Here is a 26,717-nt window from a genome sequence, read left to right on the forward strand (position 1 = left end):
CGAGCCCGGCGGCGTCCGGCGCGGGTCGCCGGTGACCGGACGTCTCCTCGATCAGTCCAGCTCCGGCATTGGTACAGGCTGCGGCCTGGGCCGGCAGGTGCCGCACTGCAACGCGTCCTCGACGACCAGCCCTTCCGCCCGTCCCCGCCGCTCCGACCGGTGCACCTCCAGCAGATACGGACCGAAGCGGGCGTGGTCCTCACACACGCCTCGACCGCAGAACCGGCAGCCACCCCGCGCCGCCTTCGGACAGAACCAACAAAGCACCTGTATCTCCGCTCGGATCGATGTCTACGTCTGTTCGCCGAACGCGCAGCCGACAACCAATACATCGCTTCTCACCTGCCGACTGAGCTTGCCACTGTCCGTGACGGTGACCGTGATCGTCACGGACCCGGTCCCGATCGACTCGTTGGACGCCACTGGGCCGACGGTGCCCTCGTGTGTCCCCGCACCACGGAAGGTCTCCACGCGCTCCACCAACCCGCTGTACCGCGCGACGACGGTCAACCCGGCAGGCGAGTCGTCCGAGACCACGACCATCCAACGCACGCTGCTCGGGTAGTCGCTGCAGGGCCCGTTATCGGTCACCAGGGTGATCGGGCCCTGCGGCTCGATCTCCCAGCCGATCACCGGAGGCTCATTCGGCGGTGGGGCGGTGGTCGGCGGTGGGGCGGTGGTCGGCGGCGGGGCGGTGGTCGGCGGCGCCGTGGTCTCCAGTGGCGTACCGGTCGGCGGACCGGTCGTCGGCGCTGCCGTGGTCGGCGCCGGGGCGCTGGTCGGCGGCGGGCCGGGCGGGCTCGGCTGCGCGGTCGGGGTAGTCGGCTGCGGCTGGCGAGTCACGCCGGGGTTCGGCGCCGGGACCGGCGTCGGCTGGCTGGTCGCGGAAAGATCCGGCGACGGGCTCTGCACCGTCGGCGATCCGCTGGTAGCGCCCGGAGCGGGGGCGCTCGGCGTACCGCCGGGCGGGTCGACGACCTGGCCGTCACCGCAGCCGAGCTGCTCCCCGGTGGCCCGCAGGGACACCCCGTTGCGCCGTACCTCACCGAGCGACACCCGGGCCGTTCCGGCGTTCACCGCGAACCAGGCCTCGCCCCGGTTCGCCAGTACCGAGTCCTGGCTGATCACGGTCATCGCCAACGGTCGGAAGGCACCGGAGACGCTGGCAGTGTCGGCCAGGATCCGGCCCCGGTCCAGGGTCAGCTCCCCGCTGGGCGCGACCGGCCGGGTGCCGTCGCTCCACAGCGCCCCCACCTCGGCTTCGACCCAGGCGCAGAGCACCGTGGCGGCCCCGCCCCGGAAGACGAGTTCACCGGCCGACCGGTCGGCGACCTCGATCCGGTCCCCCTCGGCGACGTATGCCGCCGCACCATCGCGCAACGTCAACAGCCGCCCACCGGCGGTGCGCACCTCGACGGTGCCCCGCTCGGCCCGCAGCAGCGCCCGGTCGGCCGGCATCTCCGCCCAGGCCGGCCCGGGCAGCAGGTTGCCGCCGCTGATCAGCAACGCGAACAGCAGCAGGAGCAGCACCAGCCACCACAGCCGGCGCTCGAACCGCCGGTCCACCCGGTCGTCGGTGTCCCCCGGTGGTGGCGGGCCGGGCGGGGCGGCCAGCGGCGGATAGTCGGCGGGCGGATGCACGCCGCTGGTCGGCGGACCGCCGCGGACCGTCGCCGCAGCGGCCTCGGCCACCTGCGACGGCGCCGCGCCGAGCAGCATCGGCAGCCCGGCGACGGCCGGCAACTGCCACAGCCGGGTCTGTGTACGGGTGGTCGCGACCACGTCCGGCGGATCGGCACCGACCGGGCCGATCATTGTGCCCCGGCGCAGTTCGAGGCCGTCCATCAGGGCGATCACACCCGATTCGAGGACCACCGCGTCGTACGGGCCGGACAGCCGGACCGGCGCGCCGGGCGGCAACGTCACCGGCCGGGCCCGGGACACCAGCCCCAGCCGGTCCTCCGGGGTCAGCCCGGACAGTGCGGGGGTCTCGGCGAACAGCGACTCGGCGGCGGTCCGGTCGGTCGACGGCGGACCGGGCAGCGGGCCGACGACCGTGGCGACCGCGGTCGGCGGCACCGCCAGCAGCGTCGTACCGGCGGTGCGCCAGGTGAGCGTGGCCGGCGTACCGGTCAGGGCGCTGGCCAGACCGACCAGGCCGCCCGGCCCGAGCCGTTGCCGGACCGTGCCGGCCGGGTCACTGGGCGCCCGGCCCTCCACCGCGCCGTCGACCACGACGTAGACCGCCGGCTGGGCCGCGCCGGCGGCGACGAGTTGCTGACCGGTACGCGGGTGCACCCAGCGCGCCTGGGCGGCGAGCCGGTTCAACGCGCTGGCCGGCAGTGTCCGCAGCGCGCTGGCACGCAGCGCGTCCAGCCGCCGTGGGGTGTCGCTGGCGTGCCGCCGCTCGGCGAGCGCGCCGCGCAGCCGCCGCCAGCGCTGGGCCAGCCAGCCGGCTGCCAGGTAGACAAGCGGGGCGGCGAGGCCGGCGACCACCGCGGCGAGCAGCAGCCGGGCCGGCCACCCGGACCGCCACAGGCCGAGGACCAGGCCGGCGACCCGGTCGGTCCAGATCCGCCAGAACAGGTTGACCGCGATGACCACCCAGAGCACGGCGAGCGTCCCGTACAGGGCGACCAGCCTGCCCTCCCGGTCCAGCGCCGACCAGCGCGGGCCGCGCCGGCGCAGCCGGCCGACGACGTAGGCCAGGCCACGGGTACGCAGATTCGGGATCTCCAGCCAGTCCATCAACAGGTAGTAGCCGTCGAGGGCGAGGAACGGATTGAGGTTGAACAGAGCGTTGAGGTACCAGGCGAAGGCGAGTTTGAACGTCCACGGTGCGGCGGCCGGGAAGATCAGCCCGACGATGCCGGCGACGCCGGCCAGCACCAGCCCGGCGGCCGGCCCGGCGGCGGTGGTGATCAGCCGTTGCCGGCGACCAGCCAGCCAGACGTCGGTGGTGTCGACGAAGACCGACGGGATGCCGAAATAGATGAGGAAGCCGGCGGCCGGCACCCGCCGGCCGGCGTGTTTCGTGGCCAGGGCGTGGCCGAGTTCGTGGCAGGCGAGGGCAACCACGTTCAACCCGAGCAGCACCGCCGCGCCGGCCGCGTACGACCCGCCGGTGAGGAAGACTGCCTGCTCGCCGCGCCACCAGGTCCAGCAGAACGCGGCGAACCCGGCCAGCGCGACGACGGCCAGCAGCACCGCCGCCAGCCGGGTGAACAGGAACCGGCCGCCGCCCCGGTAGAGGGCGCCGACCAGCGGGTCGACGTCGGCCAGCACGGTACGCCGGCCCTGCGCCACGGCCAGCAGGGTGCGGCCGAACCGCAACGGCCACGGCCGGCGGTGCACCCGGGCCAGCGGGCGGAACGCGTCGACCGGCAGCTCGGCGAGCATCCGGTTGCCGGCCAGATCGGCGACGACCCGGGTGACCTGGTCGGGGGCAAGCCGGCCGGCGATCCGGGCGAACTCCGCGACCAACCGGGCCACCGTGCGGCTGCCGTCCATCAGCTGGGCGAGCCGCCACTCGTCCGGGGCCAGCCGCAGGTAGCAGGCACCGCCGCGACCGTCCGGCGAGCGGAGCATCACGTACGGCATCCCGCGTACCGAGGTCAGCTCGACGTGTTCGATACCGGGCCGCAGCACCGGCCGGGCCCGGGCCGGGTTGAGCCGTTCGACGACGGCACCCCACAGCCCGGCGTCGGCCGGGGCGACCGGCTGGCCCGGTGCCCGGCCGGCCAGGGCCTCCCACACGCTCATCCTGGTCTCGACGACCGTCACTGTGCCTGCTCCTCCGCCGCTACTTGCGGCTGCAGGTTAGACCGCCTTGTCGACCGCACGCGACTGCTCAACCGCTTCGGACAGCATGTCGTGCGGAAAAAGTCCCGTCGATCGACTACGCCGGGGTCAGCCGCTCATCCTTTCGGCCAGGGTACGGGCCCGGAACATCTGCACCCGCCTGGCCGTGCGCACCACATAGGAGCGCAGCAGGGTCGGCATGGTGAGACTCACAGTGACGGTGACCGCCGATCCGGTGCCATCGGGCTCGGTCTCCATCACGAACCGCACCGACACCCGCGCCGGGCTGCGTACCTGCATCACGAGTCGGCGGCCCGGATCGGTATCGGTCTGCCGGACGTGCAGGATGTTGTCGTACCGCAGCGGTCCGACGATCTTGAACCGCTCCACCGCGATGTACCGCAGCACGGTGTGGCCGTCGGCGTCGGTGCTCCGCTCGATGTCACGGACCGCGACGATCAGCGGCGAAAGCCCGATGTGGTTGGCCGGGTCGGCCAGGTGGGCGTGCACCCGGTCCGGTGCCGCCGCGACGGTGAACCGGTCGGTGAAGGTCTCGGTGCGCACGCCGGGAAGGTAGCGAACGCCAGGGAAGAAGCGAACGGCGGGCGGCGTGACCAACCCCCTTGGTCACACCACCCGCCGCTCTTTTCGGGGGAGGCAGGTCCATCTGTGTCACATTGCGGTCACGGCGCGTCGACCAGGGTCGCGGAGGCGGTCCGCGCCTCGCCGTCGCGCTCGTAGGTGATCTCGATCTGTTCCCCGACCTGGCCGGACTGCACCGCCGCGACGAGATCATCCGAGTCGTTCACCGGGGTGTCGCCGATCCGCACGACCACGTCGCCCTGGGCCAGGCCGGCCTGGTCGGCCGGGCTGCCGTCCTCGACCGCCGCGATCAACGCGCCGCCTTCGTCAGCCGCGGTCACACTCACTCCGAGGTACGGGTGGCTGACCTCCTCGCCGGCCATCAGCGCTTCGGCCACGTCGTTGGCCTTGTTGCTGGGGATCGCGAAGCCGACCCCGATGTTGCCCTCGCCCTGACCGGAGGTGGCGATCGCCGTGTTGATGCCGATCACCTCACCGTTGGTGTTGACCAGGGCGCCACCGGAGTTCCCCGGGTTGATCGGGGCGTCGGTCTGCAACAGCCCGGACATCGAGCTGACCTGGCCCCCGCCGCCGAACGGGCTCTGCTGCTGGCCGCCACCCACCGAGATGGTGCGGTCCTGCGCGCTGATGATCCCGGCGGTCACCGAACCCTGCAGACCCAGCGGGCTGCCCAGGGCCAGTACGGTGTCACCGACCCGCATCGTGCTGCTGTCGCCGAGGGTCGCCGGGGACAGCCCGTCCACGTCGTCGACCTTGACCACGGCCAGGTCAGTGCGCGCGTCGGTGCCGACCACGCCGCCGGACGCGGAGCCGCCGTCGGCGAAGTACACGGTGACCGATCCGCCGCGCGCCGACTCGACGACGTGGTTGTTGGTCAGGATGAAGCCTTCGGCATTGAGCACCACACCCGAGCCTTCACCGGAGCCGGTGGAGATGGACACCACGCTGTCCTGGACGGCGTCGGCGATCTCGGCGAGCGACGAGCGGTCGATCACCGGTGCCGCGCTGCCGCCACCGTTGCTGCCGGTCTGCACCGCTGGCGCCGCGCCGCCGTTGTCGAAGGCGGCGACGACCGCACCGCCGACCGCACCGGAGCCGAGCATCAGGGCGAGGACGACCGCCGAGCCGGCGACGATCCGACCGAGCCGGTTCGGCGGCGGCTGTGCGCCGGCCTGGGCGGCGGCACCGGGCGGCGGCGACCAGCTGACGTGCGGCTGGCTGTAGCCGTGCCCAGCGTACGGCTGGCCGTGGCTCCACTGCCCGTGCCCGTACGACACCTGGGCGTAGCCGGGAGCGTACGGGCCGGCCTGCGGCTGGCCGCTGAGCGGCGCTCCGGTGACCGGCTGAGCCGACGTGGGTGCCTCGGGCGCGGGAGTCACAGACGCGGGAGTCACAGACGCGGGAGTCACAGACGCGGGAGTCACAGACGCGGGAGCCTCAGGTGCGGGTGAGTTGGGCGCGGGCTGAGCCGGTGCGGGTGAGCCGGCGTACGGCTGGTTGGTCGGCGTCCAGTCGGTGGACGGACGCCCGGCGGCCGGGTCGGGCTGGCCCGACCCAGCCGGGGCCTGCCAAGGGCTGGCCGGCGGTTGAGCCTTGTCCGACGGCTCCGCCGGCGGCGTGGTCTCGTGCTCGCTCATGTACTCAGATTGCCCCCCGGCACTTTGACGCACCTGATTTGCGGCTGAGGTTTTGCTGAAAATCATGATTCGCTGTCGTCGATGGATTCGGAGTCGGCGAGGTCCGTGTCGGCCAGCGGAAGCCGGACCCGGAAGGTGGCGCCCCGGCCGGGCTCGCTGTGCACCTCGACGGTGCCCGAGTGGGCGGCGACAAGGGCGGCGACGATCGCCAGCCCGAGTCCGGTGCCGGTCGGCCGCTCCGTGCTGCGGGTACGGGCGGCATCGGCCCGGTAGAACCGCTCGAAGACCCGTTCGGACTGCTCCGGGGTCAGACCGGGCCCCTCGTCGGCCACCTCGACCGTGGCGAACCCCGGCTCGGTGGCTCGCAACCGCAGAGTGACCGGCGTGTCGGCCGGAGTGTGGTTGATCGCGTTGGTCATCAGGTTGCCGATCACCTGACGCAGCCGGGCATCGTCGCCCAGCACGACCAGCCGGCCGGCACCGGGCCCGATGTCCAGCTCCACCCGGCGCTGCGGGTCGACCGCCCGGGCCGCCTGCACCGCGTCGCTGGCCAGCACCGGCAGCTCGACCGGCGCCAGATCCAACGGGCGTTCCCGGTCGAGGCGGGCCAGCAGCAGCAGGTCCTCCACCAGCAGACCCATCCGGGCCGCCTCGTCCTCGATCCGGCGGACCAGCCGGGCCGCTTCCTGCGGCGACGCGGCGGCGGCCCCCTGCCGGTACAGCTCAGCGAAGCCGCGAATGGTGGTCAACGGGGTGCGCAGCTCGTGCGAGGCGTCGGCGACGAACTGGCGCATCCGCTCCTCGGACCGGCGGGCCCGGGTCTCCGAGGACTGGGCCGCGACGGCGGCTTCCCGGGCCGACGCCTCAGCCATCCGGGCCGCCCACTCGGAGCTCGCCCGCGCGGTGAACGCCGCCTCGATCTGGGTCAGCATCGCGTTGAGCGTGCGGGACAGCCGGCCCAGCTCGGTCTGCGGCACGTGCACGCCCGGCTCCGGGTCGGGCACCCGCCGGCTCAGGTCACCGGCGGCGATGGCCGCCGCGGTCTGCTCGATCTCGACCAGCGGCCGCAGGTTGGTCCGTACGATCGCGGCACCGGCCAGTGCCAGCAGCGTCACCACTCCGATGCCGACCAGGATGTCGATCCAGACCAGCCGGCTGACGGCCCGGTCGACGTCGACGAGGCTCTGCCCGACCGCGATGACGTCGCCGGTGGGCAGCGACGCGTAGAGCATCCGCCAGCGTGGGGCGCCGTTGCGGGCGTACACCGTCTTCGGCTCGCCCTGCAGCGCGGCGAAGCCGTCCCAGTCGGCCGGCCAGCGCGGCAGCTCGCCGGTGGCGATCCGGTCGTCGTCGTAGTAGGGCCCGCCGATCGGGCCGTCCTGGTACGAGACGACCACCAGGTAGTTGGTCGGCAGCGGGGCGTCCACCGAAGCTGGCTGGTCCCACACCGGCAGGCGTTGCGCGTTGCTGACCTCCTCGCGCAGCTTCACGACGTAGTCGCGCAGGTCCGTGTCGATCTGGTCGACCAGGTAGCTGCGCAGGAAGAACGCGCTGCTCACGCTGATCACCAGCAGCGCGGTGAGGACCAGGCTGAGCACCGACGTGACCAGCTTGACCCGCAGCGGTACGCCGCGCAGCCAGCCCGTCACCGGGGCGGGCGCCAGCGTCGGCCTGCTCACGCCGCTGGTTTGCGCAGCACGTAGCCGACGCCACGCAGGGTGTGGATGAGCCGGGGCTGGGTGTTGTCGATCTTGCGGCGCAGGTACGAGATGTACGACTCGACGATGTTGTCGTCGCCCCGGAAGTCGTAGTTCCACACGTGGTCGAGGATCTGCGCCTTGGACAGCACCCGGTTGGCGTTGAGCATCAGGTAGCGCAGCAGCTTGAACTCGGTCGGTGACAGCTGCACCCGGTTGCCCGCCCGGTAGACCTCGTGGGTCTCCTCGTCCAGCTCCAGGTCGGCGAAGGTGAGCCGGGAGGAGGTCTGACCGCCGTTGCTGGTACGTCGCAGCACCGCCCGGATCCGGGCGGTCAGCTCCTCCAGCGAGAAGGGCTTGGTGACGTAGTCGTCGCCGCCGAGAGTCAGCCCGCGGATCTTGTCGTCGGTGGCGTCCCGCGCGGTGAGGAAGACCACCGGGGTACGGGTGCCGGCCTCCCGCATCATCCGGATCACCTCGAAGCCGTCCAGGTCGGGCAGCATGACGTCGAGCACCACGAGGTCGGGCCGGCGCTCGCGGGCGGCGTTGAGCGCGGCGCTGCCGCTGGTCGCGGTGGTGACGTCGAATCCGGCGAACCGCAGACTGGCGGAGAGCAGTTCGAGGATGTTCGGGTCGTCCTCGACGACGAGCAGCTTCGCCTCGGTCTGCGATGCGGTCATGACCGCATCATCCCGGATCGGTCTGGGTTCGGCCTGGGGAGCCGCTGACAATCAGCTGAGAGTGAGCTCGATGTCCGGGACGAGTGAGCTCAGCCGACGAGGTCGAGGGCGGAGCGGGTCGGTGCCGGGTCTCGGTCGGCGAGCCGGGCGAGGGCCCGCCGGTGCCGGGACCGGTCCGGCGGCAGCGGTGCACCGGCGTCCAGCGTCACCACCAGATCCCGCAGCCCCAGCACCCGCCGTACCGACGGCCACAACGCCTCGTCCCCGATGAACGCCGCCACGCTGGTCGGCACCGGACCGGCCGGCGCCAGGTCGACCGACCCGGCCGCCGGGGTCGCGGCCGGGCAGGCGAAGTGGTACGTCAGAGTGAGCGGGACGACCGGCACCTCCGCGTCGAGCGCGGCCTGGAACAACGCGGGGCGAAACGGTGCCGGGCGCGGCGCACCCGAACTGCACCGACCGGCGGAGGTGACCCGGCCGGCGGTGCCGCAGGTCGTGGTGGCCTGCGGGAACACCGCGATCTGGTGCCCGGCGCGCAACGCAGCGGCGACGTCAGCGACCGTGCCGGGCAGCGTACGCGGCCGGTCGCGGTCGATGAACAGGGTGCCGCCGACCCGGGCCAGCGCGCCGATCACCGGCCAGCCACGGATCTCGCGCTTGGCCAGCAGCCGGGCCGGGGTGACGGCGAGGATGGCCAGGGTGTCCAGCCACGAGACGTGGTTGGCGGCCAGCAGTGCCGCCCGGACCGGCAGCCGGCCGACGAGCCGCAGCCGGACGCCGAGCGAGCGCAGCAGTCCGCGCGCCCACAGCCGCCCGGCGACCGGACGCAACCGCCGGGTGAGCAGCGGCAGCAGCACCAGCAGGACCAGCCCGGCGGCGAGCATGCCGAGCACGCCGGTCAGCCGGGTCAACCGGGTCAACCGGTTGGCGGCGGGCACGGTGGGCGGGGGCGGCAGGCAGCCGGCCCCACACCCTGATCGGGGTCGCCAGAAGGTGCCGTGCCCGAGCGGTCGCGGTGACCTGGCGAGCGGTCGCGGTGACCTGGCAGGCGATCTCGGTGCCATCACAGCTCCAGGAAGTGACGCAGGTAGCGGGGATCGATCCGGTCCAGCGACAGCAGCACGTACAGGTCGGCGACTGCGAAGTCGGGGTCGTACGCGGGTTCGCCGCACACCCAGGCGCCGAGTCGCAGGTAGCCGCGCAGCAACGGCGGCATGCCGACCCGGCCGGTCCTCGGCAGGACCGGTGCGGGTGACGGTTCGGGTTCGGCGAGCCAGGGACGACGTGGCCGTACCCTCAGCAGCGGCGGGGCCAGGTGCCGGTCCCGGACCGTGCGCCAGACCGCGTGGGCGCTCGCACCGCCGTCGTGCAGCGGCACCGACGCACAGCCGCCCAGCCAACGCAGGTCGCGTTCCCGCAGGTAGCGGGCGATGCCGGCCCAGATCAGGTTGATCACCGCGCCGCCCCGGTGGTCAGGGTGCACGCACGCCCGGCCGGCCTCCACCAGGTGGTCACCGATCAGCCGCAGTGGTCTGGTGTCGAACTCGGTGTCGGCGTACCAACGGCCGAGCCGGGCGGCGCGGTCCGGCGGCAGCAGCCGGTAGGTGCCGACCACGGCACCGGTCCGGTGCCGGACAATCAGGTGGTCACAGTGTTCGTCGAACCCGTCAACGTCCCGGTCGGCGTCCGACCCGCCGGAGCGGGTGTCGCAGCCGGCACCGAACTCGGCGGCGAACACCTGGCGGCGCAGTCGCTGCGCGGCGGCGACCTGATCGGTGTGATCGGCGACCGAGACGACGTACTCGCTGGTCCTGGTTGGGGTAGCGGCGGTCAGCAACACGGCCATGACAACTGTGTAAGGTGCCCCGGAACCGTCGGCGTGTCGGTAGCGGATGGCACCGGTGTCGATCCGGTGAACGGCGGTGTCGATCGAACGGCGGTGGCGGCCGACTGCGAGGATGGTCCGATGCTGATCTCCGCCCGGTTCAACGGCCCGACCGGCTCCGCCAACGGCGGGTACGCGGCCGGCCGGTTCGCCCAGGCGCTGCTGTGCGCCGAGCCGGCCACCGTGGTCGGGGGTCGGCCGGTCCGGGTGACCCTGCGCCGGCCGCCGCCGCTGGACACCGAGCTGCGGGTGGTGCGTACCGCCGACGACACCCTGAGCGTGGAGACCGGCGCCGATCCGGTCACGCTGATCGCCGAGGCCGAGGCGGTCCACGGCTCGATCGGCGGGCTGACCGGCCCGGTTGACGGCTCGGCCAGCCCGGCGGGCGAGCCGCCCGTACCGCCGGTCGACCTGGCCACGGCGGAGGCTGCCAGCTCCCGGTACCCGGGACACGACGCCCATCCGTTCCCGGACTGCTACGTCTGCGGCCCACGGCACCCCGACGGTCTGCGGGTGTTTCCCGGGCCGGCGGGTGACGGACGCACCGCCGCGCCGTTCGTCGTCCCGGACGACCGTACGGTGCCGACGGTCTGGGCCGCGTTGGACTGCCCCGGCGGCTGGACGGTGCTCGCCGCGGGCCGGCCGTACCTGCTGGGCCGGATGACCGCGACGGTGGCCGCACTGCCGGCACCCGGCCAGCGCTGCGTGGTGGTCGGCGAACTGATCGAAACCAGCGGCCGCAAGGCCGAGGTACGCACGACGCTCTACGATGCTGCGGGACAACCGCTGGCGGCGGCCCGGGCGACCTGGATCGCCATCGCCGGACCCGCCGCCGGGTGACGGGGCGGTGTGACGAGAGGAGCCACATGTCGGAGGACGGACGCATCGTCGTCTCCGGGCTGACCAAGCAGTACCGCAATGTCCGCGCGGTCGACGATCTGTCGTTCACGGTGGAGCCGGGGCGGGTGACGGGCTTCCTCGGCCCGAACGGGGCCGGCAAGACGACCACCCTGCGGATGATGCTCAACCTGGTCACGCCGACCAGCGGTCATGCCACCGTGGGTGGGCGACGGTACGCCGACCTGACCGATCCGCTGCGGCACGTCGGCGCGGTGCTGGAGGCGTCCAGCGCGCACAAGGGCCGCTCCGGGATCAACCACCTGCGGGTGATCTGCGCCGCCGCCGGGTTGCCGCTGCGCCGCGCCGAGGAGACGCTCGGCCTGGTCGGGTTGACGCCGGCCGCGAAGCGCAAGTTCAAGGGCTACTCGCTCGGCATGCGGCAGCGGCTGGGGATCGCCGCGGCGATGCTGGGCGACCCGAAGGTGCTGATCCTCGACGAGCCGGCCAACGGGCTGGACCCGGAGGGGATCCGCTGGATGCGGGACCTGCTCAAGTCGTTCGCGGCGCAGGGCCGTACGGTGCTCGTCTCCAGCCACCTGCTGGCCGAGATGCAGCTGCTCGCCGACGACGTGGTGATCATCGCGGCCGGTCGGCTGGTCCGGCACGGCCCGGTCGGCGAGGTGATGGCCTCGATGTCCGGTGCCCCGACGATCCGGGTCCGCACCCCGCAGGGCGAGAAGCTGACAGCGGCGTTGAGCCGGGCCGAGGCGACGGTGCAGACCGCGCCGGACGGCACGCTGCTGGTCGTCGGGGCGGACGCGCCGACAGTCGGCCGGACCGCCCTGGCCGAGGGCGTCGAGCTGCATGAGCTGACCACCGAACGACCCGACCTGGAACGGGTCTTCCTGGACCTGACCAGCGCGAAGGCGGCCATCCGATGAACCTGGTACGCAGCGAGCTGCTCAAGATCACCACCACCGCCACCTGGTGGGTCTTCGGCCTGATCTACCTGCCGTTGTGGGCGGTCACTCTGCTGGTGAACTACGTGCAGACCAGCGTGCTGTCCGACCCGGAGCGGTTCGGCCCGACGACGCCGGAGAACGACGAGGTGCTCAGCGCCGTCAGCGAGGCGCCGGCGCTGGCAGCCAACCTCTACACCAACGGCCAGTTCTTCGGGCTGCTGGTCGTGATGCTGCTCGGCGTGATCGTGGTGACCAACGAGTACTTCCACCAGACCGCGACCACGACCTTCCTGACCAGCCCACGACGTACCGAGGTGGTGCTGGCGAAGCTGGCCGCCGCGTCGCTGCTCGGCTTCGTCTTCTGGCTGATCACCACGGTGGTCAACCTGATCGCCGGTGCGCTGGTGCTGGCCACGTTCGACATCGGTGCACAGTTCGGCTCGGGCGCGGTCTGGGAGGCGGTCGGGCTCAACGGCCTGGCCTACCTGCTGTGGGCGATCTTCGGGGTCGGCTTCGGGGTGCTGATCCGCAGTCAGCTCGGGGCCACCGTCTCGGCGATCCTGCTCTATTTGGGTGGCTACCTCGGCACAGCGATCATCCTTGCCACACTGGCGTCCCGGTTCGGCGACTGGGTCAGCGACCTGCAGTGGTTGGTGCCCTCGATCGCGTCGCAGTTGATGGTCGCCGGCACCGACCTGCCGGACAGCCCACCCCGGTGGACCGGCGCGCTGATCCTGATCGGCTACGCGCTGTTGACCGGCATCGTCGGTACGGTGATCACCCGCCGTCGGGACATCTCCTGACCGGTCGGGCCTACCACCACTGACCTGCCATTCCGGCCGGTACGGCAACCGCCGTGCCGGCCGGTACGGCTGGGGCAACCGTTGTGAAAAGTGACACGAGCCGCATGCGACAATGCCGCCCGTCGGCGTACGGCGTAGCCTGGTAGCCGTCCCGACCAGCGCCCCGACCCTGGTGGCGTCCCCCGCGTGACAAATCCGACCGCGTGAAAGAGGCGATTACCGGCCGTGTCGACCCAGCAGACTTCGCAGGACAATCCGCTGGCGGGCTTCGGCCCGAACGAGTGGATCGTCGATGAGATGTACCAGAAGTATCTCACCGATCCCGCCAGCGTAGATCCGGCTTGGCACGACTTCTTCGCCGACTACAGCCACGAGCAGGTCGCCTCGCCCACCGAGGCGGCCGCCGCGACGGCGACCACGGCGGCAGCCCGGGCCGGCACCGACGCGCCGGCCGCGCGGACCGCTCAGCAGACCGGGGCGCCCGCGCCGGGGCGCGGGACCACCCGCCGGGCGGCCGAGCCCACCACCACGGCAAAGAGCAGCCCCACCCGGGCGACCGCGCCGGCCGGCAAGGCTGCACCAGCCGGCAAGACGGCACCGGCCGGCAAGACGGCACCGGCCGGCAAGACGGCACCGGCCAAGCCGGCCGCCGGTCAGGAGGGCACGGGCAAGACCACCGCCGGCAGGTCGACCGGCAGCCAGCCCGCCGCGACCAGAACGGCGGGCAAGGCACCAGCCGACAAGACAGCAGCCGACAACGGTTCGGCGGCCGGTGGCAGTCGGCAGACGCCGCTGCGCGGGGTCGCCGCCCGGATCGTGCAGAACATGGACGCGTCGCTGGCTGTGCCGACCGCGACCAGCGTGCGCGCGGTCCCGGCCAAGCTGCTGGTCGACAACCGCATCGTGATCAACAACCACCTGGCCCGGGGCCGTGGCGGCAAGGTCAGCTTCACCCACCTGATCGGATACGCCATGGTCCGGGCGCTGGTCGAGCACCCGGAGATGAACAACTCGTTCGCCGAGATCGACGGCAAGCCGAACATGGTCGCGCCGGAGCACGTCAACCTCGGCATCGCCATCGACCTGGCCAAGCCGGACGGCTCCCGGACCCTGGTGGTGCCGTCGATCAAGGCGTGCGAGCAGATGGACTTCCGGCAGTTCTGGCAGGCGTACGAGGACGTGGTCCGCCGCGCCCGCCGAGGCGAGCTGACCATGGACGACTACAACGGCACCACGATCTCGCTGACCAACCCGGGCGGCATCGGCACCGTGCACTCCCAGCCCCGGCTGATGACCGGGCAGGGGGCGATCATCGGTGTCGGCGCAATGGAGTACCCGGCCCCGTACGCCGGGATGTCCGAAGAGACCCTCGCCGACCTGGCGGTCAGCAAGGTCATCACGCTGACCAGCACCTACGACCACCGGATCATCCAGGGTGCGCAGTCCGGCGAGTTCCTCAAGACCATGCACGAGCTGATCCTCGGCGAGCACGGCTTCTACGACCAGCTCTTCACCGCGCTGCGGATCCCGTACGAGCCGGTGCGCTGGGTACGCGACGTGGCGGTCAGCTCCGAGGGACAGATCAACAAGACCGCCCGGGTCAACGAGCTGATCCACGCGTACCGGGTGCGCGGGCACCTGATGGCTGACACCGACCCGCTCGAGTTCAAGATCCGTAAGCACCCGGACCTGGACGTGCTGCAGCACGGCCTGACCCTGTGGGACCTGGACCGCACCTTCCCGGTGGACGGCTTCGCCGGCCAGCAGCGGATGAAGCTGCGGCAGATCCTCGGCGTGCTGCGCGACTCCTACTGCCGCCGGGTCGGCATCGAGTACATGCACATCCAGGACCCGGAGGAGCGCCGCTGGATCCAGGAACGGATCGAGCGCGGCTACGAGAAACTTGACGCCGCCGAGCAGAAGCACATCCTCAACCGGCTCAACGCAGCCGAGGCGTTCGAGACCTTCCTGCAGACCAAGTACGTCGGGCAGAAGCGCTTTTCACTGGAGGGCGGCGAGTCACTGATCCCGCTGCTCGACGAGGTCCTGCAGTCATCGGCCCGGGCCGACCTCGACGAAGTGGTCATCGGCATGGCCCACCGGGGCCGGCTCAACGTGCTCGCCAACATCGTCGGCAAGCCGTACGAGAAGATCTTCTCTGAGTTCGAGGGGCACCTCGACCCGAAGTCCACTCAGGGCTCCGGGGACGTCAAGTACCACCTCGGTCAGGTCGGCAAGTTCACCACCCCGGACGGCGAGCACGGCATCACCGTGTCGGTGACCGCCAATCCTTCGCACCTGGAGGCGGTCGACCCGGTGCTGGAGGGCATCGTCCGGGCCAAGCAGGACCGGATCGACCTCAAGTTGGAGGGCTACACCGTGCTGCCGCTGCTGGTACACGGTGACGCCGCGTTCGCCGGGCAGGGCGTGGTCGCCGAGACGCTCAACCTGTCGCAGCTGCGCGGCTACCGGACCGGCGGCTCAGTGCACGTGGTGGTCAACAACCAGGTCGGTTTCACCACCGCACCGGAGCACAGCCGGTCCTCGCTCTACTCCACCGACGTGGCCCGGATGATCCAGGCGCCGATCTTCCACGTCAACGGCGACGATCCGGAGGCGGTCGTCCGGGTCGCCCGGCTCGCTTTCGAGTACCGTCAGGCGTTCAACAAGGACGTGGTGATCGACCTGGTCTGCTACCGGCGACGCGGGCACAACGAGGGCGACGACCCGTCGATGACCAACCCGCTGATGTACGCGATCATCGACTCCAAGCGCAGCGTCCGCAAGCTCTACACCGAGGAGCTGATCGGCCGGGGTGACATCACCATCACCGACGCCGAGGAGCTGCTGCGCGACTACCAAACCCAACTGGAGCAGGTGTTCAAGGCGACCCGGGACGCCGCCACCTCGGCGACCAGCCGGTTGCCCGGCCGCCAGCCGGAGCCGGAGCCGCAGGTGGCGACCGCAGTGGACGCCGCCGCCGTGCAGGCGGTCGGCGACGCGCACGTGGACCTGCCGGAGGGCTTCACCCCGCACAAGCGCATCCAGCAGCTGCTGGAACGGCGGGCGAAGATGTCGGTCTCCGGCGACATCGACTGGGGCTTCAGCGAGATCGTCGCGTTCGGCACGCTGCTCGCCGACGGGGTCACCGTCCGGCTCGCCGGGCAGGACTCCCGCCGGGGCACCTTCGTGCAGCGGCACGCCTCGGTGGTCGACGCCCACACCGGCCGCGACTACCTGCCGCTGGCCAGCCTGGTCACCGACGAGTCGCGGTTCTTCGTACACGACTCATTGCTCAGCGAGTACGCGGCGATGGGCTTCGAGTACGGCTACTCGGTGGAGAACCCGGAAGCGCTGGTGCTCTGGGAGGCGCAGTTCGGCGACTTCGTCAACGGCGCCCAGTCGATCGTCGACGAGTTCGTCTCCTCGGGCGAGGTCAAGTGGGGGCAGCGGTCGGCGCTGACCCTGCTGCTGCCGCACGGCCACGAAGGGCAGGGTCCGGACCACACGTCCGGGCGTCCGGAGCGTTACCTGCAGATGTGCGCCGAGGACAACATGCGCATCGCGATCCCGACCACCCCGGCGAACTACTTCCACCTGCTGCGCCGGCAGGCCCTGTCGCCGAAGCGCAAACCGCTGGTGGTGTTCACCCCCAAGTCGCTGCTGCGGCACAAGCTGTGCGTCTCCCCCGTCGCCGATTTCACCTCCGGCACCTTCCAGCCGGTGCTGCCGGACCCGGTAGCCGACGGCCGGCCGGCAGCGGTCAAGCGGGTGCTGCTGTGCACCGGCAAGATCTACTACGACCTGCTGCAGGCCCGCGTCGAGCGGCACGCGGTCGCCGGCGGCAACGGTCAGCTCGACACCGACACCGCAATCATTCGGATGGAGCAGCTGTACCCGCTGCCGGTGGAGCAGGTCCGCGCGGCGCTGGCCGGCTACCCGAACGCCGAGGACTTCGCCTGGGTCCAGGAGGAGCCGGCCAACCAGGGCGCCTGGTCGTTCGTCGCGCTCAACCTGCTGGAGCACCTCGACGGCGTACGGCTGCGGCGGATCTCCCGGCCGGCGGCGGCGGCACCGTCCGTCGGTTCGACGAAGCTGCACGACGCCGAGCAGTCCGCGCTGATCGACGCCGCGCTGCCGCGACGCTGACCGGGAGGGACACGTGTACTTCACCGACCGGGGCATCGAGGAGCTGGCGCAGCGCCGCGGCGAGGAGGAGGTCGCCATCTCCTGGCTCGCCGAACGGCTGCGTGACTTCGTCGACCTGCACCCGGAGTTCGAGACCCCGGTGGAGCGGTTCGCCACCTGGCTGGCCCGGCTCGACGACGAGGACGACTGAGCCAGGCGTTGACGCCGGACCCACCCGGGCCGGGACCAAGGTCACCAGACTCCGGCCGCCTCCGCCTTGTACGTTGGGGCGGTGGCGCGAAGTGTCTACCTAGCCGGTCTCGGCCCCGGTGGCGGCAAGTCCACCGTCGCCCTCGGCCTGGCCGAGCTGCTGTCCCGCCGGGTCGAGCGGATCGGGGTGTTCCGGCCGCTGGTCGTCGGTGCCGGCCCGGACGCGACCCTGACGCTGCTGCGTGAGCGCTACCGGATCGACCTGCCCGACGATCAGCTGTACGGGGTCAGCTACGCCGAGGCGGCCGGGCTGGTCGCCGACGGTCGGCGGGAGGAGCTGATCTCGCGGATTGTCGACCGGTACCGCGAACTGGAGCGGCGCTGCCCGGCGGTGCTGGTGGTCGGCAGCGATTTCGACGACACCGGTGACAACGGCGGTCTCCCCCGCGAGCTGGCGTTCAACGCCCGGCTGGCCACCGAGTTCGGCAGTGTGGTGGTGGCTCTCGTCGACGGGATCCACCGGGACAGCGCCGAGGTCGCCGGCGCGGCCCGCAGCGCGTACCACTCGTTGACCGAACTCGGCGCGACGGTGCTGGCCGTCATCGCGAACCGGGTCGACGCCGGGGTGGTGACCCCGACGCTGCCGGTGCCGGTCTACGCCATCCCGGAGATCCCGGCGGTCTCCGCGCCGACCGTCGCCGAGGTCGCCGGAGCCCTCGACGCCACCGTGCTGGCCGGCGACGACGCCGCGTTGGCCCGCGACGTGCTGGACTTCGTGGTCGGCGCGGCACACGTTCCGGTGCTGCTGGACCATCTCGTCGACGGCGCGTTGGTGATCACCCCCGGCGACCGGGCGGACCTGCTGGTCGCGGTCAGCGCGGCGCACGCCGCCGGGCTGGTCTCGCTGGCCGGGGTGGCGCTGACGCTGGGGGAACGACCGGATCCGCGGGCGATGCGTCTGGTGGAGCGGCTCGGCACCAACCTGGCGGTGCTGTCCGCACCGGCGGACAGCTTCCACGCGGTGGCCACCGCCGGACGCATCTCCGGCCGGCCCAGCACCGCGAACCCCCGCAAGGTGGAAGCCGCACTCGGCGCCTTCGAATCCAGCGTGGACACGGCCGAGCTGGCCCGCCGGCTGGACGTGACCCGGTCGGCCCGGGTGACCCCGATGATGTTCGAGTACGCGCTGATCGACCGGGCCCGGGCCGACCGCCGCCGGCTGGTGCTGCCGGAGGGCACCGACGAACGGATCCTGCGGGCAACCGAGATCCTGCTCCGACGCGGCGTCGCCGACCTGACCCTGCTCGGCGACGCCGACGACATCGGCCGCCGGGCCCGCGAGCTGGGCGTGCAGATCGACGGCGCGCGGCTGGTCGACCCGACGGTCAGCCCGTGGCGCGACGACTTCGCGTCCCGATACGCCGAGCTGCGCCGGCACAAGGGCGTCACCTGGGAGCTCGCCCACGACGTGATGGGTGACGTCAACTACTTCGGCACGATGATGGTGCACACCGGGCACGCCGACGGCATGGTCTCCGGGGCCACCCACACCACCGCCGCGACGATCCGCCCCGCCTTCGAGATCATCAAAACGCTGCCGGACGTGTCGGTCGCGTCCAGCGTGTTCTTCATGCTGCTCGCCGACCGGGTACTGGTGTACGGCGACTGTGCGGTCAACCCGGACCCGGACGCCGAGCAGCTGGCCGACATCGCGGTCAGCTCGGCGCAGACCGCCGCCCGGTTCGGTATCGAGCCGCGGGTCGCGATGCTGTCCTACTCCACCGGGACCTCCGGCAGCGGCGACGACGTCCGCAAGGTCGCGGCCGCCACCGACCTGGTCCGCAAGCGGTGCCCGGACCTGCTGGTCGAGGGTCCGATCCAGTACGACGCGGCGATCGATCCGACGGTCGCCGCCACCAAGCTGCCCGGCAGCGACGTCGCCGGGCGGGCCACCGTCTTCGTCTTCCCCGACCTGAACACCGGCAACAACACCTACAAGGCGGTCCAGCGCTCGGCCGGCGCGGTCGCCGTCGGACCGGTCATGCAGGGTCTGCGCCGACCGGTCAACGACCTGTCCCGGGGAGCCACCGTGCCCGATATCGTCAACACCGTGGCGATCACCGCGATCCAGGCGGCCGCGCAGTGAGCGACGCGGCCCGGATCCTGGTGCTCAACTGCGGCTCATCGTCGCTGAAGTACCAGCTCTTCGACGGCGACCGGGTGGTCGACAAGGGCACCGTCGAACGGATCGGCGAGCCCGGCGGCGGGCCGGCCGACCACGCGGCCGCGCTGCGGCTGATGGCCGAACGGGTCGACCTGGCCGGGCTCGGCGCGGTCGGGCACCGGGTGGTGCACGGCGGTGTCCGGTTCGCCGAACCGACCCTGATCACCGACGGGGTGGTCACCGAGATCGAACGGCTGGTGCCGCTCGCCCCGCTGCACAACCCGGCCAATCTGACCGGGATCGCCCAGGCCCGCCGGCTGCTGCCGGGCGTACCGCAGGTCGCGGTCTTCGACACCGCCTTCCACCGCACCCTGCCGCCGGAGCAGGCCAGCTACGCGATCGACGTCGACACCGCGCAGCGGTACGGCATCCGCCGGTACGGGTTCCACGGCACCTCGCACGCGTACGTGTCCCGACGGACTGCCGCGCTGCTCGGCCGGGCGCCGGCCGACGTCGACGTGATCACCCTGCACCTGGGCAACGGGGCCAGCGTCTGCGCGGTGGCCGGCGGGCGCAGCGTGGCGACCTCGATGGGGCTGTCACCGTTGGAGGGCCTGGTGATGGGTACCCGCAGCGGTGACCTCGACCCGGCGGTGGTGTTCCACCTGGAGCGGGTGGCCGGCTGGTCGACCGCCGACGTCGACCGGCTGCTCAACCAGCGCAGCGGCCTGGTCGGGCTGACCGGGGCCGGCGACATGCGCGAGGTGCTGCGCCGCCGCGCCGACGGGGATCCGGCGGCCCGGCTCGCCTTCGACATCTACTGTGCCCGGATCCGGTTCTACGTCGGCGGATACCACGCGCTGCTCGGTCGGGTCGACGCGATCGTCTTCACCGCCGGGGTCGGCGAGAACGCCGCCCCGGTGCGCGCGGCGTCGCTGGCCGGGCTCGACCGGCTCGGTGTTCAGGTCGACGCGCGGCGCAACGACGAGGGCCGAGGCGAGCGGATGATCTCCCCGGACGGCACACCGGTGCAGGTGTGGGTGGTCCCCACCGACGAGGAGTACGAGATCGCCAGTCAGACGCGGGCGGTGCTGACCGCCGGCTGATCCTGGTCGCCGGGGCCGGAAAGGATCAGAGCACCAGCCAGAGGGCGATCGCGACCACGATCACCACCGCCACCGCGACACCAATGATCAGCGGCAGCCGGGATGGCTGGTCGGCGACCGGCGACGGCGAGGTCTGGAAGGCCCGGAACGCCTCGGTGTTGCCGCTCGGATCGACGTACTCGTCAGACATGACGAAGACCCTAGCGAAGTCGACTGGACGCTGCCACGACCGGCCGGCGCGAGCCGGTGGTCGACCCGACGGATGCCGGTGGTCGACCCGACGGATGCCGGTAACAATCGTCCAATGCGTGACTTCCGTCCGGCGGTAGCCGGCCTGCTCACCGTCGGTCTGCTCACCACCTCGCTGGCCGGATGCGGCACCGCCGCCGCACCCGGCCCGGTGGCCGACGCCCCGACTGCGACGCAGACCGCCCCGGCGGCCGGCCAGCCCGACCCGACGTCCGCGCAGCCCGACCAGCGACCCGGCCGATCGGCACCGACGCGACGGCTCGACGTCGGCACCCGCACCCTCGATCTCAGCCGCGGTGACCGGCCGCTGCCGGTCACCGTCTGGTACCCGGTCGGCGGAGACGGCCCGTACCCGGTCGTGCTGTTCAGCCACGGCCTCGGCGGCAGGCCGGCCGACTACCGTACGGTGCTGTCCGAGTGGGCGGCGGCCGGGTTCGTCGTCGCCGCCCCGACCTACCCGTTCACCAGTCAGGGCGGCTCCGGCGGCAACGCACTGGACGTGCTCAACCAGCCGGCGGACGCGTCGCACGTACTGGACGAGCTGCTGGCGCTCGACGGCCGCGACGGTGACGAGTTCGCCGGCCGGCTCGACGTCGACTGGGTCGCCGCCGCCGGGCATTCAGCCGGCGGGATCACCACCGTCGGGTTGTTCACCGCCGCCCGGGACGACCGGCTGGACGCCGGCGTGGTGCTGGCCGGCAGCGCGCTCGGCGTCGGTACGGCGTTCAGCGGTGCCGCCGCACCGCAGCTGTTCATCCACGGCGAACTGGACGAGGTGGTGTCGTACGCGTCGGGCAAGGCGGCGTACGACCGGGTGCCGTGGCCGAAGGCGATGCTGAGCCTGCCCGACGGCGACCACGGTCAGTCGCTGCTGCGGCCCGGCAACCCGGCGTACGACGTGGTACTCGGCACCAGCACCGACTTCCTGCGGTGGACGCTGTACGGCGACGACGTCGCTCGGCGGCGGCTGGCCGACGACCCGCCGGCCGGGGTCGCCGTCTTCGACAACCAGCTCTGACCCGGCCCGTTGGTGACGCGGCTCGTCAACGCCGGTGGTCGAGCACCAGTTTGCCGAACGTGCGGCCGGTGTGCAGCCGGGTGAAGGCGTCGCGTACCTCGCTGAAGCCGTAGTCGGTGTCGACGACCGGCCGGATGCCCCGCTGCGCACACAGCGCCAGCAGGTCCCGCAGCTCGTCGGGGGTGCCCATCGAGGTGCCGAGGAGCTCCAGCTGCATGGCGAACACCCGGCGCAGGTCGACGGCGGGCAGATGACCGCTGGTGGCACCGGACACGACGATCCGGGCACCGGGCGCGGCGGACTTCATCGAATGGTCGAAGGTGGCCGCACCGACGGTCTCGATCACCACGTCGACCCGTTCCGGTAGTCGGCTGCCCGGCGCCAGGGCGGTGGCGCCGAGCGCGGCGACCCGGTCCCGCTTGCTCTCGTCCCGGCTGGTCGCGTAGACCCGCTTGCCCAGCGCGACGGCGAGCACCACGGCCGCCGTCGCCACCCCGCCGCCCGCTCCCTGGACCAGCACCGACTCGGCTTGGTCGGCCCGCCCCCGGGTGGTCAGCATCCGGTACGCGGTCAGCCAGGCGGTGGGCAGGCACGCCGCCTCGGTGAAGGTCAGCCCGGCTGGTTTCGGGATCAGGTTCGACCGGGGCACCGCTACCCGGTCGGCGAACGTGCCCGGGTAGCGCTCGGACAGGATCGACATGCCGCGCGGGTCCGCCGGGTCGGGCACCACCGGGTGGACGACGACCTCGTTGCCGGCGTCGTCGACGCCGGCGGCGTCACAGCCGAGGATCATCGGTAACCGGTCGGCGGGCAGTCCGACACCGCGCAGCGACCACAGGTCGTGGTGGTTGAGTGAGCTGGCGCGGACCTCGACCACCGTCCAGTCCGGGGCGGGCAGGTCCGGTTCGGGCAGATCGCCGACGCGCAGCGCGGCGAGCGGGTCGTCGGCGTCGACCGTCGAGGCGAAGACAGCTCGCATGCACCGCACGCTAGCAGCTAGCTACGTGAGCGCGGCAGCGTCAACGCAGCAGGAGCAGCGCGGCGAGTACGGCGAGTGTCACCCCGGCGATCAGGAACGCCACGACCAGCTGGTGTGTGGCGGTCGGGCCGGCCGGGGCAGCCGCGGCCGGCTCGGCCGGCAGGTCCGCCAGAATGGATGCCAGTTCGCCGTGCGTCCGGGCGCACAGGGCCCGTTCCACCCGGTCGGCGTGCTCATCGAGGCTCAGCCGACCGGCTGAGGTGTGCCGCTCGAGGCAGCGTACGACCCGCTCCCGGTCCTCGTCCGAGGCGCGCAGGTCGGGGCGGTCCATCCGACCAGCCTAGGCGGCCCACGTCCGGGGCCGTCGCGGAGTCGGCTGAGGGGTCGGCTGAGCTGGGACTTCGGGAGAACACAGGCCCCATCGGTGACGGAGCGCACCGATATACGCACGCATCGTCACCGGTGGGGGCGGGGGCGGCACAGCGCCCGGCCAGCATGAATCTCGTCTACATCTGGATCATGCTCTTCGGTTTCGTCGGCACTCAACTCGCCTGGACGCTACGGCCCTTCTTCGGCGACGCGGGCAGCCCGTTCGCCGTGTTCCGCGAGATCGACGGCACCTTCTACGCCGATCTCGTACGCACCATCGGCCGGCTGCTCGGCGGCTGACCAGTTCGTTCGTCGGCCCAGCCGCTCGGTCGACGCCGTCGACACCGGGCACGACCGGTCCGGTGTCGACGGCGGGCGACGCCGGTGCCCGGGGTCAGCGACGGGCGACGCCGTCGCGGCGGGCGGCGGCGGCGACCGCTGCGGCGACCGCCGGCGCGACCCGGGGGTCGAGTGCCGACGGCACGAACGCCTCCGGTTGCAGCAGGTCGGCGACGACGCCGGCGATCGCGTCGGCGGCGGCCACCTTCATCCCCTCGGTGACCCGGGTGGCACCGGCGTCCAGGGCTCCCCGGAACACGCCGGGGAACGCCAGCACGTTGTTGATCTGGTTGGGGAAGTCGCTGCGGCCGGTGGCCACCAGGGCGGCGTACCGGTGGGCGATCTCGGGGTGGACCTCCGGAGTCGGGTTGGCCAGCGCGAAGATGATCCCGCCGGGTGCCATGCCGGCGACCGCCGATTCGTCGATCTGCCCGCCGGAGAGGCCGATCAGCACGTCGGCGCCGACCAGCGCGTCGGCGATGCCACCGGCACACGCGGCGGTCATCGCGGCCAGCTCGGCCTTGACCCCGGTGAGGTCCGCCCGGTCGGAGTGGATGATGCCGCGCGAGTCGCAGACCACGGTCTTCGCGGGATCGACGCCGCCGGCGATCAGCATCCGGGTCACCGCGACGCCGGCCGCGCCGGCGCCGCTGACCACCACCCGCAGGTCGCCGAGCTTGCGGTCCAGCAGGGCGACCGCGTTGCGCAGGGCCGCCAGCACCACGATCGCGGTGCCGTGCTGATCGTCGTGGAAGACCGGGATCGGCAGCGCCTCGTCGAGGCGTCGCTCGATCTCGAAGCAGCGTGGCGCGCTGATGTCCTCCAGGTTGATCCCGCCGAACGACGGTGCCAGTGCGGTGACGGTCGCCACGATCGCGTCGATGTCCCGGGTGTCCAGGCAGATCGGCACCGCATCGACGTCGCCGAACTGCTTGAACAGAACCGCCTTGCCCTCCATGACGGGCATCGCGGCGCGTGGGCCGATGTCGCCGAGACCGAGCACCGCGGTGCCGTCGGTGATCACCGCGACGGTGTGCGACACCCAGGTGTAGTCGTCGACCAGGGTCGGATCGGCCGCGATCGCCTCACACACCCGGGCCACCCCCGGTGTGTACGCGAGTGAGAGGTCGTCCCGGTCGGCCAGCGCGACGGTGGGCGTGATCGCCATCTTGCCGCCCCGATGCAGGTCGAAGACCGGGTCAGAGATTGCCACAGTAGACATGGTGACTCCAGAGCCGTTGAGCGTGATAGATCGCCGCCGGCTCGGCGCGAGGTCAGCGTTGACCGGCGAGGCGCTGCGGGGGTCACCCGGATTCCGTGTCGAGCATAGTGTCACACAGCGCGGTTTCCTGCGAAGTGGTTCACCGCAGTCGGTGACCCGGGCTCACCCGGCGCGGCCGTGGCCAGTAGCGGCACAGCACCCGGCCACGCACGTCGGCCACCCCGAAGGCGCGGGAGTCGTCGGTGACCAGATCGTTGTCCCCGCGCAGCCACCAGCCGCCGGACTCGGCCCGTACCACTCGTTTGACCACCAGCAGTCCGGGACGGGACCGGAAGGTGGCGACCACCACGTCCCCGGGGCGGACCGACCGCCCGCCCCGGCGGACCAGCAACGCGTCGCCGTGCCGCAAGGTGGGTGCCATAGACGGGCCGTGCACGAGCACGGCGAACAGCGGCGAAAGCACTTGCACCTCCCACCCGGTCAGCGAGGCCGATGCGCGATAGGGTCGGCAGGGAGGATCATCCTCCAGCTTACGCGTGCCGGCGATCGTGCCGCCGGCCAACACACGGAGGGTCCTGATGCGACTTCTACGCATGTTTACTCCGCGCACGGTGGTCAGCGCCCACTGCGACCTGCCCTGTGGCGTCTACGACCCGGCGCAGGCCCGGATCGAGGCCGAATCCATCAAGGCGATCGCGGAGAAGTACCAGGCGAACACCGACCCGGAGTTCCGCACCCGGGCGCTGATCATCAAGGAGCAACGCTCCGAGCTGGTCAAGCACCACCTGTGGGTGCTCTGGACCGACTACTTCAAGGCGCCGCACTTCGAGAAGTACCCGCAGCTGCACCAGCTGTTCAACGAGGCGACCAAGCTCGCCGGTGGCGGCGGCGGGACCAAGGCGTCGGTCGACCCGGCCAAGGCGGACGAGCTGCTGGTCAAGATCGACGAGATTGCGAAGATCTTCTGGGAGACCAAGCAGGCGTGATCCGTCGGTCCGGCCGGTGCGCGACGCGCACCGGCCGGCCGGGGCCGCCGGGCGCAGGTCGCCCTGCCACGGCCGTGGCAGGTGTCAGCTGCCGCACACCACCCGCCCGGCTCGGTCGGACAACGAATCACTCCGGATGACACCGCAGGGATAGACGTCAACCGGTAGAGTCCACGCGGGGGTATCCGGGATGAGTTCGCTGGTCACACAATCCGAGCCGACCGTCGACGATGACGTGGTGCTGCTCACCGTGCCTGCCGACGGCGGCTACCTGAGCGTGCTGCGTACCGCGACGGCCGGGCTGGCCGCACGCCTGCACTTCGCGCTGGACGAGATCGAGGATCTACGGATCGCGGTCGACGAGGCCTGCGCCATGCTGCTCGCCGTCGCCGCCCGCAACGCGGACCTGCAGTGCCGGTTCTCGGTGACCGACGACGCGCTGACCGTCGAGGTCGCCGTCGCGACGGTACGCGGTGCCCGACTGCCACCGGACTCCTCCTTCGCCTGGAAGGTGCTCCGGGCGCTGACCACGTCGGCGTCGGCGACCGCCAGCAGCGGCCAGGCCAGCATCAGGCTGCTCACCCGCCGGTTCGGCCAGCACTGACCGACCGGTGGGCCCACCCCGACCGGCAGCCGGTCGGTCACTCCAGCCCAAAGGCTCGGGTCGTCGGCGGGGCCACCAGCAGCACCGTCACCGACAGACCGAGGGCGATCAGCGGTACGCCGAGCCAGACCAGGCCGCCGACGATCATGTAGTAGCCGACCGGTAGCAGCATCAACTGCGCGACGATCGCCGGTGCCCGGGCCGCGCTACGGCGGCGGGCCACCGCACGGGCCAGCACCGCGAGCAGCGCCGCACCTCCGACGGCGAACCCGGTGACGATCAGCGCCGAGGCGAGATCGGTCGCGGTGCTGGTGAAATCCTGGTACGCGAGGTAGCCGGCGACCAGCCCGACGGCCACGGCTTCTCCGGCCAGCAACCGCACAGCCCACCGCAACGTCACCGGAGTGGGCTGTGCGTCGATGGTCACGGCGTCAC

The 26,717-nt window shown here is 72.0% G+C and carries 25 protein-coding genes; 11 read left to right on the plus strand and 14 right to left on the minus strand.

Annotation, left to right across the window (positions count from 1 at the left end; translation table 11 throughout):
• Positions 1–51: 51 nt before the first annotated feature.
• The 8 genes from O7543_RS13400 to O7543_RS13435 all read right to left on the minus strand — a co-directional run bounded on the left by O7543_RS13400 (position 52) and on the right by O7543_RS13435 (position 10,264).
• A complete protein-coding gene (locus tag O7543_RS13400) occupies positions 52–207 on the minus strand; it encodes a hypothetical protein (RefSeq protein WP_233606460.1) in 156 nt (51 codons plus the stop codon).
• Between the two features lie 84 nt (positions 208–291).
• Positions 292–3,783 (minus strand): cyclic nucleotide-binding protein, encoded by a 3,492-nt coding sequence (locus O7543_RS13405; protein ID WP_281553519.1) that lies wholly within the window; start codon positions 3,781–3,783, stop codon positions 292–294.
• Positions 3,784–3,909: 126 nt separating this feature from the next.
• Positions 3,910–4,365, minus strand: coding sequence for an SRPBCC family protein (locus O7543_RS13410; protein ID WP_281553518.1), 456 nt, complete (start codon positions 4,363–4,365; stop codon positions 3,910–3,912).
• A gap of 119 nt (positions 4,366–4,484) precedes the next feature.
• Positions 4,485–6,041 (minus strand): trypsin-like peptidase domain-containing protein, encoded by a 1,557-nt coding sequence (locus O7543_RS13415; RefSeq protein WP_281567416.1) that lies wholly within the window; start codon positions 6,039–6,041, stop codon positions 4,485–4,487.
• A gap of 62 nt (positions 6,042–6,103) precedes the next feature.
• The gene (locus tag O7543_RS13420; RefSeq protein WP_281567417.1) at positions 6,104–7,720 is read right to left on the minus strand and encodes an ATP-binding protein; all 1,617 of its coding nucleotides are present in this window, start codon (positions 7,718–7,720) and stop codon (positions 6,104–6,106) included.
• Complete coding sequence (locus tag O7543_RS13425) at positions 7,717–8,418, minus strand: response regulator transcription factor (protein WP_278167332.1); 702 nt, start codon at positions 8,416–8,418, stop codon at positions 7,717–7,719. Before O7543_RS13425 ends, O7543_RS13420 begins: the two co-directional genes overlap by 4 nt.
• Positions 8,419–8,507: 89 nt before the next feature.
• Complete coding sequence (locus O7543_RS13430; protein WP_281567418.1) at positions 8,508–9,356, minus strand: lysophospholipid acyltransferase family protein; 849 nt, start codon at positions 9,354–9,356, stop codon at positions 8,508–8,510.
• A 125-nt stretch (positions 9,357–9,481) separates the two neighbouring features.
• Positions 9,482–10,264, minus strand: a complete 783-nt coding sequence (locus tag O7543_RS13435) for a GNAT family N-acyltransferase (RefSeq protein ID WP_281567419.1) — start codon at positions 10,262–10,264, stop codon at positions 9,482–9,484.
• Positions 10,265–10,384: 120 nt separating this feature from the next.
• On the opposite strand from O7543_RS13435, the gene O7543_RS13440 reads away from it, so the two are divergent.
• The 7 genes from O7543_RS13440 (at position 10,385) to O7543_RS13470 (ending at position 20,516) form a co-directional block, all read left to right on the plus strand.
• Positions 10,385–11,143, plus strand: coding sequence for a hypothetical protein (locus O7543_RS13440; RefSeq protein ID WP_281567420.1), 759 nt, complete (start codon positions 10,385–10,387; stop codon positions 11,141–11,143).
• 26 nt (positions 11,144–11,169) lie between these two features.
• On the plus strand, positions 11,170–12,084 hold the full coding sequence (locus O7543_RS13445; protein WP_281567421.1) for an ATP-binding cassette domain-containing protein: 915 nt from the start codon (positions 11,170–11,172) through the stop codon (positions 12,082–12,084).
• Entirely contained in the window at positions 12,081–12,908 is an 828-nt protein-coding gene (locus O7543_RS13450) for an ABC transporter permease subunit (RefSeq protein ID WP_281553510.1), read from the plus strand. Before O7543_RS13445 ends, O7543_RS13450 begins: the two co-directional genes overlap by 4 nt.
• A 225-nt stretch (positions 12,909–13,133) precedes the next feature.
• Entirely contained in the window at positions 13,134–17,057 is a 3,924-nt protein-coding gene (locus tag O7543_RS13455; protein WP_281567422.1) for a multifunctional oxoglutarate decarboxylase/oxoglutarate dehydrogenase thiamine pyrophosphate-binding subunit/dihydrolipoyllysine-residue succinyltransferase subunit, read from the plus strand.
• Between the two features lie 13 nt (positions 17,058–17,070).
• On the plus strand, positions 17,071–17,247 hold the full coding sequence (locus tag O7543_RS13460; protein WP_199757927.1) for a DUF6104 family protein: 177 nt from the start codon (positions 17,071–17,073) through the stop codon (positions 17,245–17,247).
• An 81-nt stretch (positions 17,248–17,328) separates the two neighbouring features.
• Entirely contained in the window at positions 17,329–19,392 is a 2,064-nt protein-coding gene (gene pta, locus O7543_RS13465) for a phosphate acetyltransferase (RefSeq protein ID WP_281553508.1), read from the plus strand.
• On the plus strand, positions 19,389–20,516 hold the full coding sequence (locus tag O7543_RS13470; protein WP_281553507.1) for an acetate kinase: 1,128 nt from the start codon (positions 19,389–19,391) through the stop codon (positions 20,514–20,516). The genes pta and O7543_RS13470 overlap by 4 nt, the downstream gene beginning before the upstream one ends.
• Before the next feature lie 25 nt (positions 20,517–20,541).
• Here the strand turns inward: O7543_RS13470 and O7543_RS13475 are convergent, their stop codons facing one another.
• Positions 20,542–20,706, minus strand: a complete 165-nt coding sequence (locus tag O7543_RS13475) for a hypothetical protein (protein ID WP_281553506.1) — start codon at positions 20,704–20,706, stop codon at positions 20,542–20,544.
• Between the two features lie 114 nt (positions 20,707–20,820).
• Between O7543_RS13475 and O7543_RS13480 the strand changes: the two genes are divergently transcribed.
• Positions 20,821–21,783 carry a chlorophyllase gene (locus tag O7543_RS13480; RefSeq protein WP_281553505.1) on the plus strand — a complete coding sequence of 321 codons (963 nt, stop codon included), beginning with the start codon at positions 20,821–20,823 and terminating at the stop codon, positions 21,781–21,783.
• Positions 21,784–21,808: 25 nt separating this feature from the next.
• Here the strand turns inward: O7543_RS13480 and O7543_RS13485 are convergent, their stop codons facing one another.
• Complete coding sequence (locus O7543_RS13485; RefSeq protein WP_281567423.1) at positions 21,809–22,771, minus strand: zinc-binding dehydrogenase; 963 nt, start codon at positions 22,769–22,771, stop codon at positions 21,809–21,811.
• Between the two features lie 31 nt (positions 22,772–22,802).
• Positions 22,803–23,093, minus strand: coding sequence for a DUF1707 domain-containing protein (locus O7543_RS13490; RefSeq protein ID WP_281567424.1), 291 nt, complete (start codon positions 23,091–23,093; stop codon positions 22,803–22,805).
• Positions 23,094–23,257: 164 nt separating this feature from the next.
• On the opposite strand from O7543_RS13490, the gene O7543_RS13495 reads away from it, so the two are divergent.
• Entirely contained in the window at positions 23,258–23,431 is a 174-nt protein-coding gene (locus O7543_RS13495; RefSeq protein WP_281553502.1) for a hypothetical protein, read from the plus strand.
• 94 nt (positions 23,432–23,525) lie between these two features.
• Here O7543_RS13495 and O7543_RS13500 read toward each other — a convergent pair whose 3' ends face one another.
• Entirely contained in the window at positions 23,526–24,692 is a 1,167-nt protein-coding gene (locus O7543_RS13500; RefSeq protein WP_281553501.1) for an NADP-dependent malic enzyme, read from the minus strand.
• A gap of 139 nt (positions 24,693–24,831) precedes the next feature.
• A complete protein-coding gene (locus tag O7543_RS13505) occupies positions 24,832–25,161 on the minus strand; it encodes a S24/S26 family peptidase (protein ID WP_281553500.1) in 330 nt (109 codons plus the stop codon).
• Between the two features lie 109 nt (positions 25,162–25,270).
• Here O7543_RS13505 and sodN point away from each other — a divergent pair, with 109 nt between their 5' ends.
• Positions 25,271–25,678: a superoxide dismutase, Ni gene (gene sodN / locus O7543_RS13510; protein WP_281553499.1), complete on the plus strand. Its 408-nt coding sequence runs from the start codon at positions 25,271–25,273 to the stop codon at positions 25,676–25,678.
• 190 nt (positions 25,679–25,868) lie between these two features.
• Entirely contained in the window at positions 25,869–26,282 is a 414-nt protein-coding gene (locus O7543_RS13515; RefSeq protein WP_281553498.1) for an ATP-binding protein, read from the plus strand.
• A 37-nt stretch (positions 26,283–26,319) separates the two neighbouring features.
• Here the strand turns inward: O7543_RS13515 and O7543_RS13520 are convergent, their stop codons facing one another.
• On the minus strand, positions 26,320–26,709 hold the full coding sequence (locus tag O7543_RS13520; protein ID WP_281553497.1) for a hypothetical protein: 390 nt from the start codon (positions 26,707–26,709) through the stop codon (positions 26,320–26,322).
• Positions 26,710–26,717 lie beyond the last annotated feature (8 nt).

The organism is Solwaraspora sp. WMMA2080 (genome assembly GCF_027497395.1).
Lineage (GTDB): Bacteria > Actinomycetota > Actinomycetes > Mycobacteriales > Micromonosporaceae > Micromonospora_E.

Coding starts and splice junctions, on each gene's coding strand:
- O7543_RS13415 (WP_281567416.1), bottom strand. CDS start 6,041: ATGAGCGAGCACGAGACCACGCCGCCGGCGGAGCCGTCGGACAAGGCT.
- O7543_RS13490 (WP_281567424.1), bottom strand. CDS start 23,093: ATGGACCGCCCCGACCTGCGCGCCTCGGACGAGGACCGGGAGCGGGTC.
- O7543_RS13500 (WP_281553501.1), bottom strand. CDS start 24,692: ATGTCTACTGTGGCAATCTCTGACCCGGTCTTCGACCTGCATCGGGGC.
- sodN (WP_281553499.1), top strand. CDS start 25,271: ATGCGACTTCTACGCATGTTTACTCCGCGCACGGTGGTCAGCGCCCAC.
- O7543_RS13435 (WP_281567419.1), bottom strand. CDS start 10,264: ATGGCCGTGTTGCTGACCGCCGCTACCCCAACCAGGACCAGCGAGTAC.
- O7543_RS13515 (WP_281553498.1), top strand. CDS start 25,869: ATGAGTTCGCTGGTCACACAATCCGAGCCGACCGTCGACGATGACGTG.
- O7543_RS13440 (WP_281567420.1), top strand. CDS start 10,385: ATGCTGATCTCCGCCCGGTTCAACGGCCCGACCGGCTCCGCCAACGGC.
- O7543_RS13475 (WP_281553506.1), bottom strand. CDS start 20,706: ATGTCTGACGAGTACGTCGATCCGAGCGGCAACACCGAGGCGTTCCGG.
- O7543_RS13445 (WP_281567421.1), top strand. CDS start 11,170: ATGTCGGAGGACGGACGCATCGTCGTCTCCGGGCTGACCAAGCAGTAC.
- O7543_RS13425 (WP_278167332.1), bottom strand. CDS start 8,418: ATGACCGCATCGCAGACCGAGGCGAAGCTGCTCGTCGTCGAGGACGAC.
- O7543_RS13450 (WP_281553510.1), top strand. CDS start 12,081: ATGAACCTGGTACGCAGCGAGCTGCTCAAGATCACCACCACCGCCACC.
- O7543_RS13495 (WP_281553502.1), top strand. CDS start 23,258: ATGAATCTCGTCTACATCTGGATCATGCTCTTCGGTTTCGTCGGCACT.
- O7543_RS13480 (WP_281553505.1), top strand. CDS start 20,821: ATGCGTGACTTCCGTCCGGCGGTAGCCGGCCTGCTCACCGTCGGTCTG.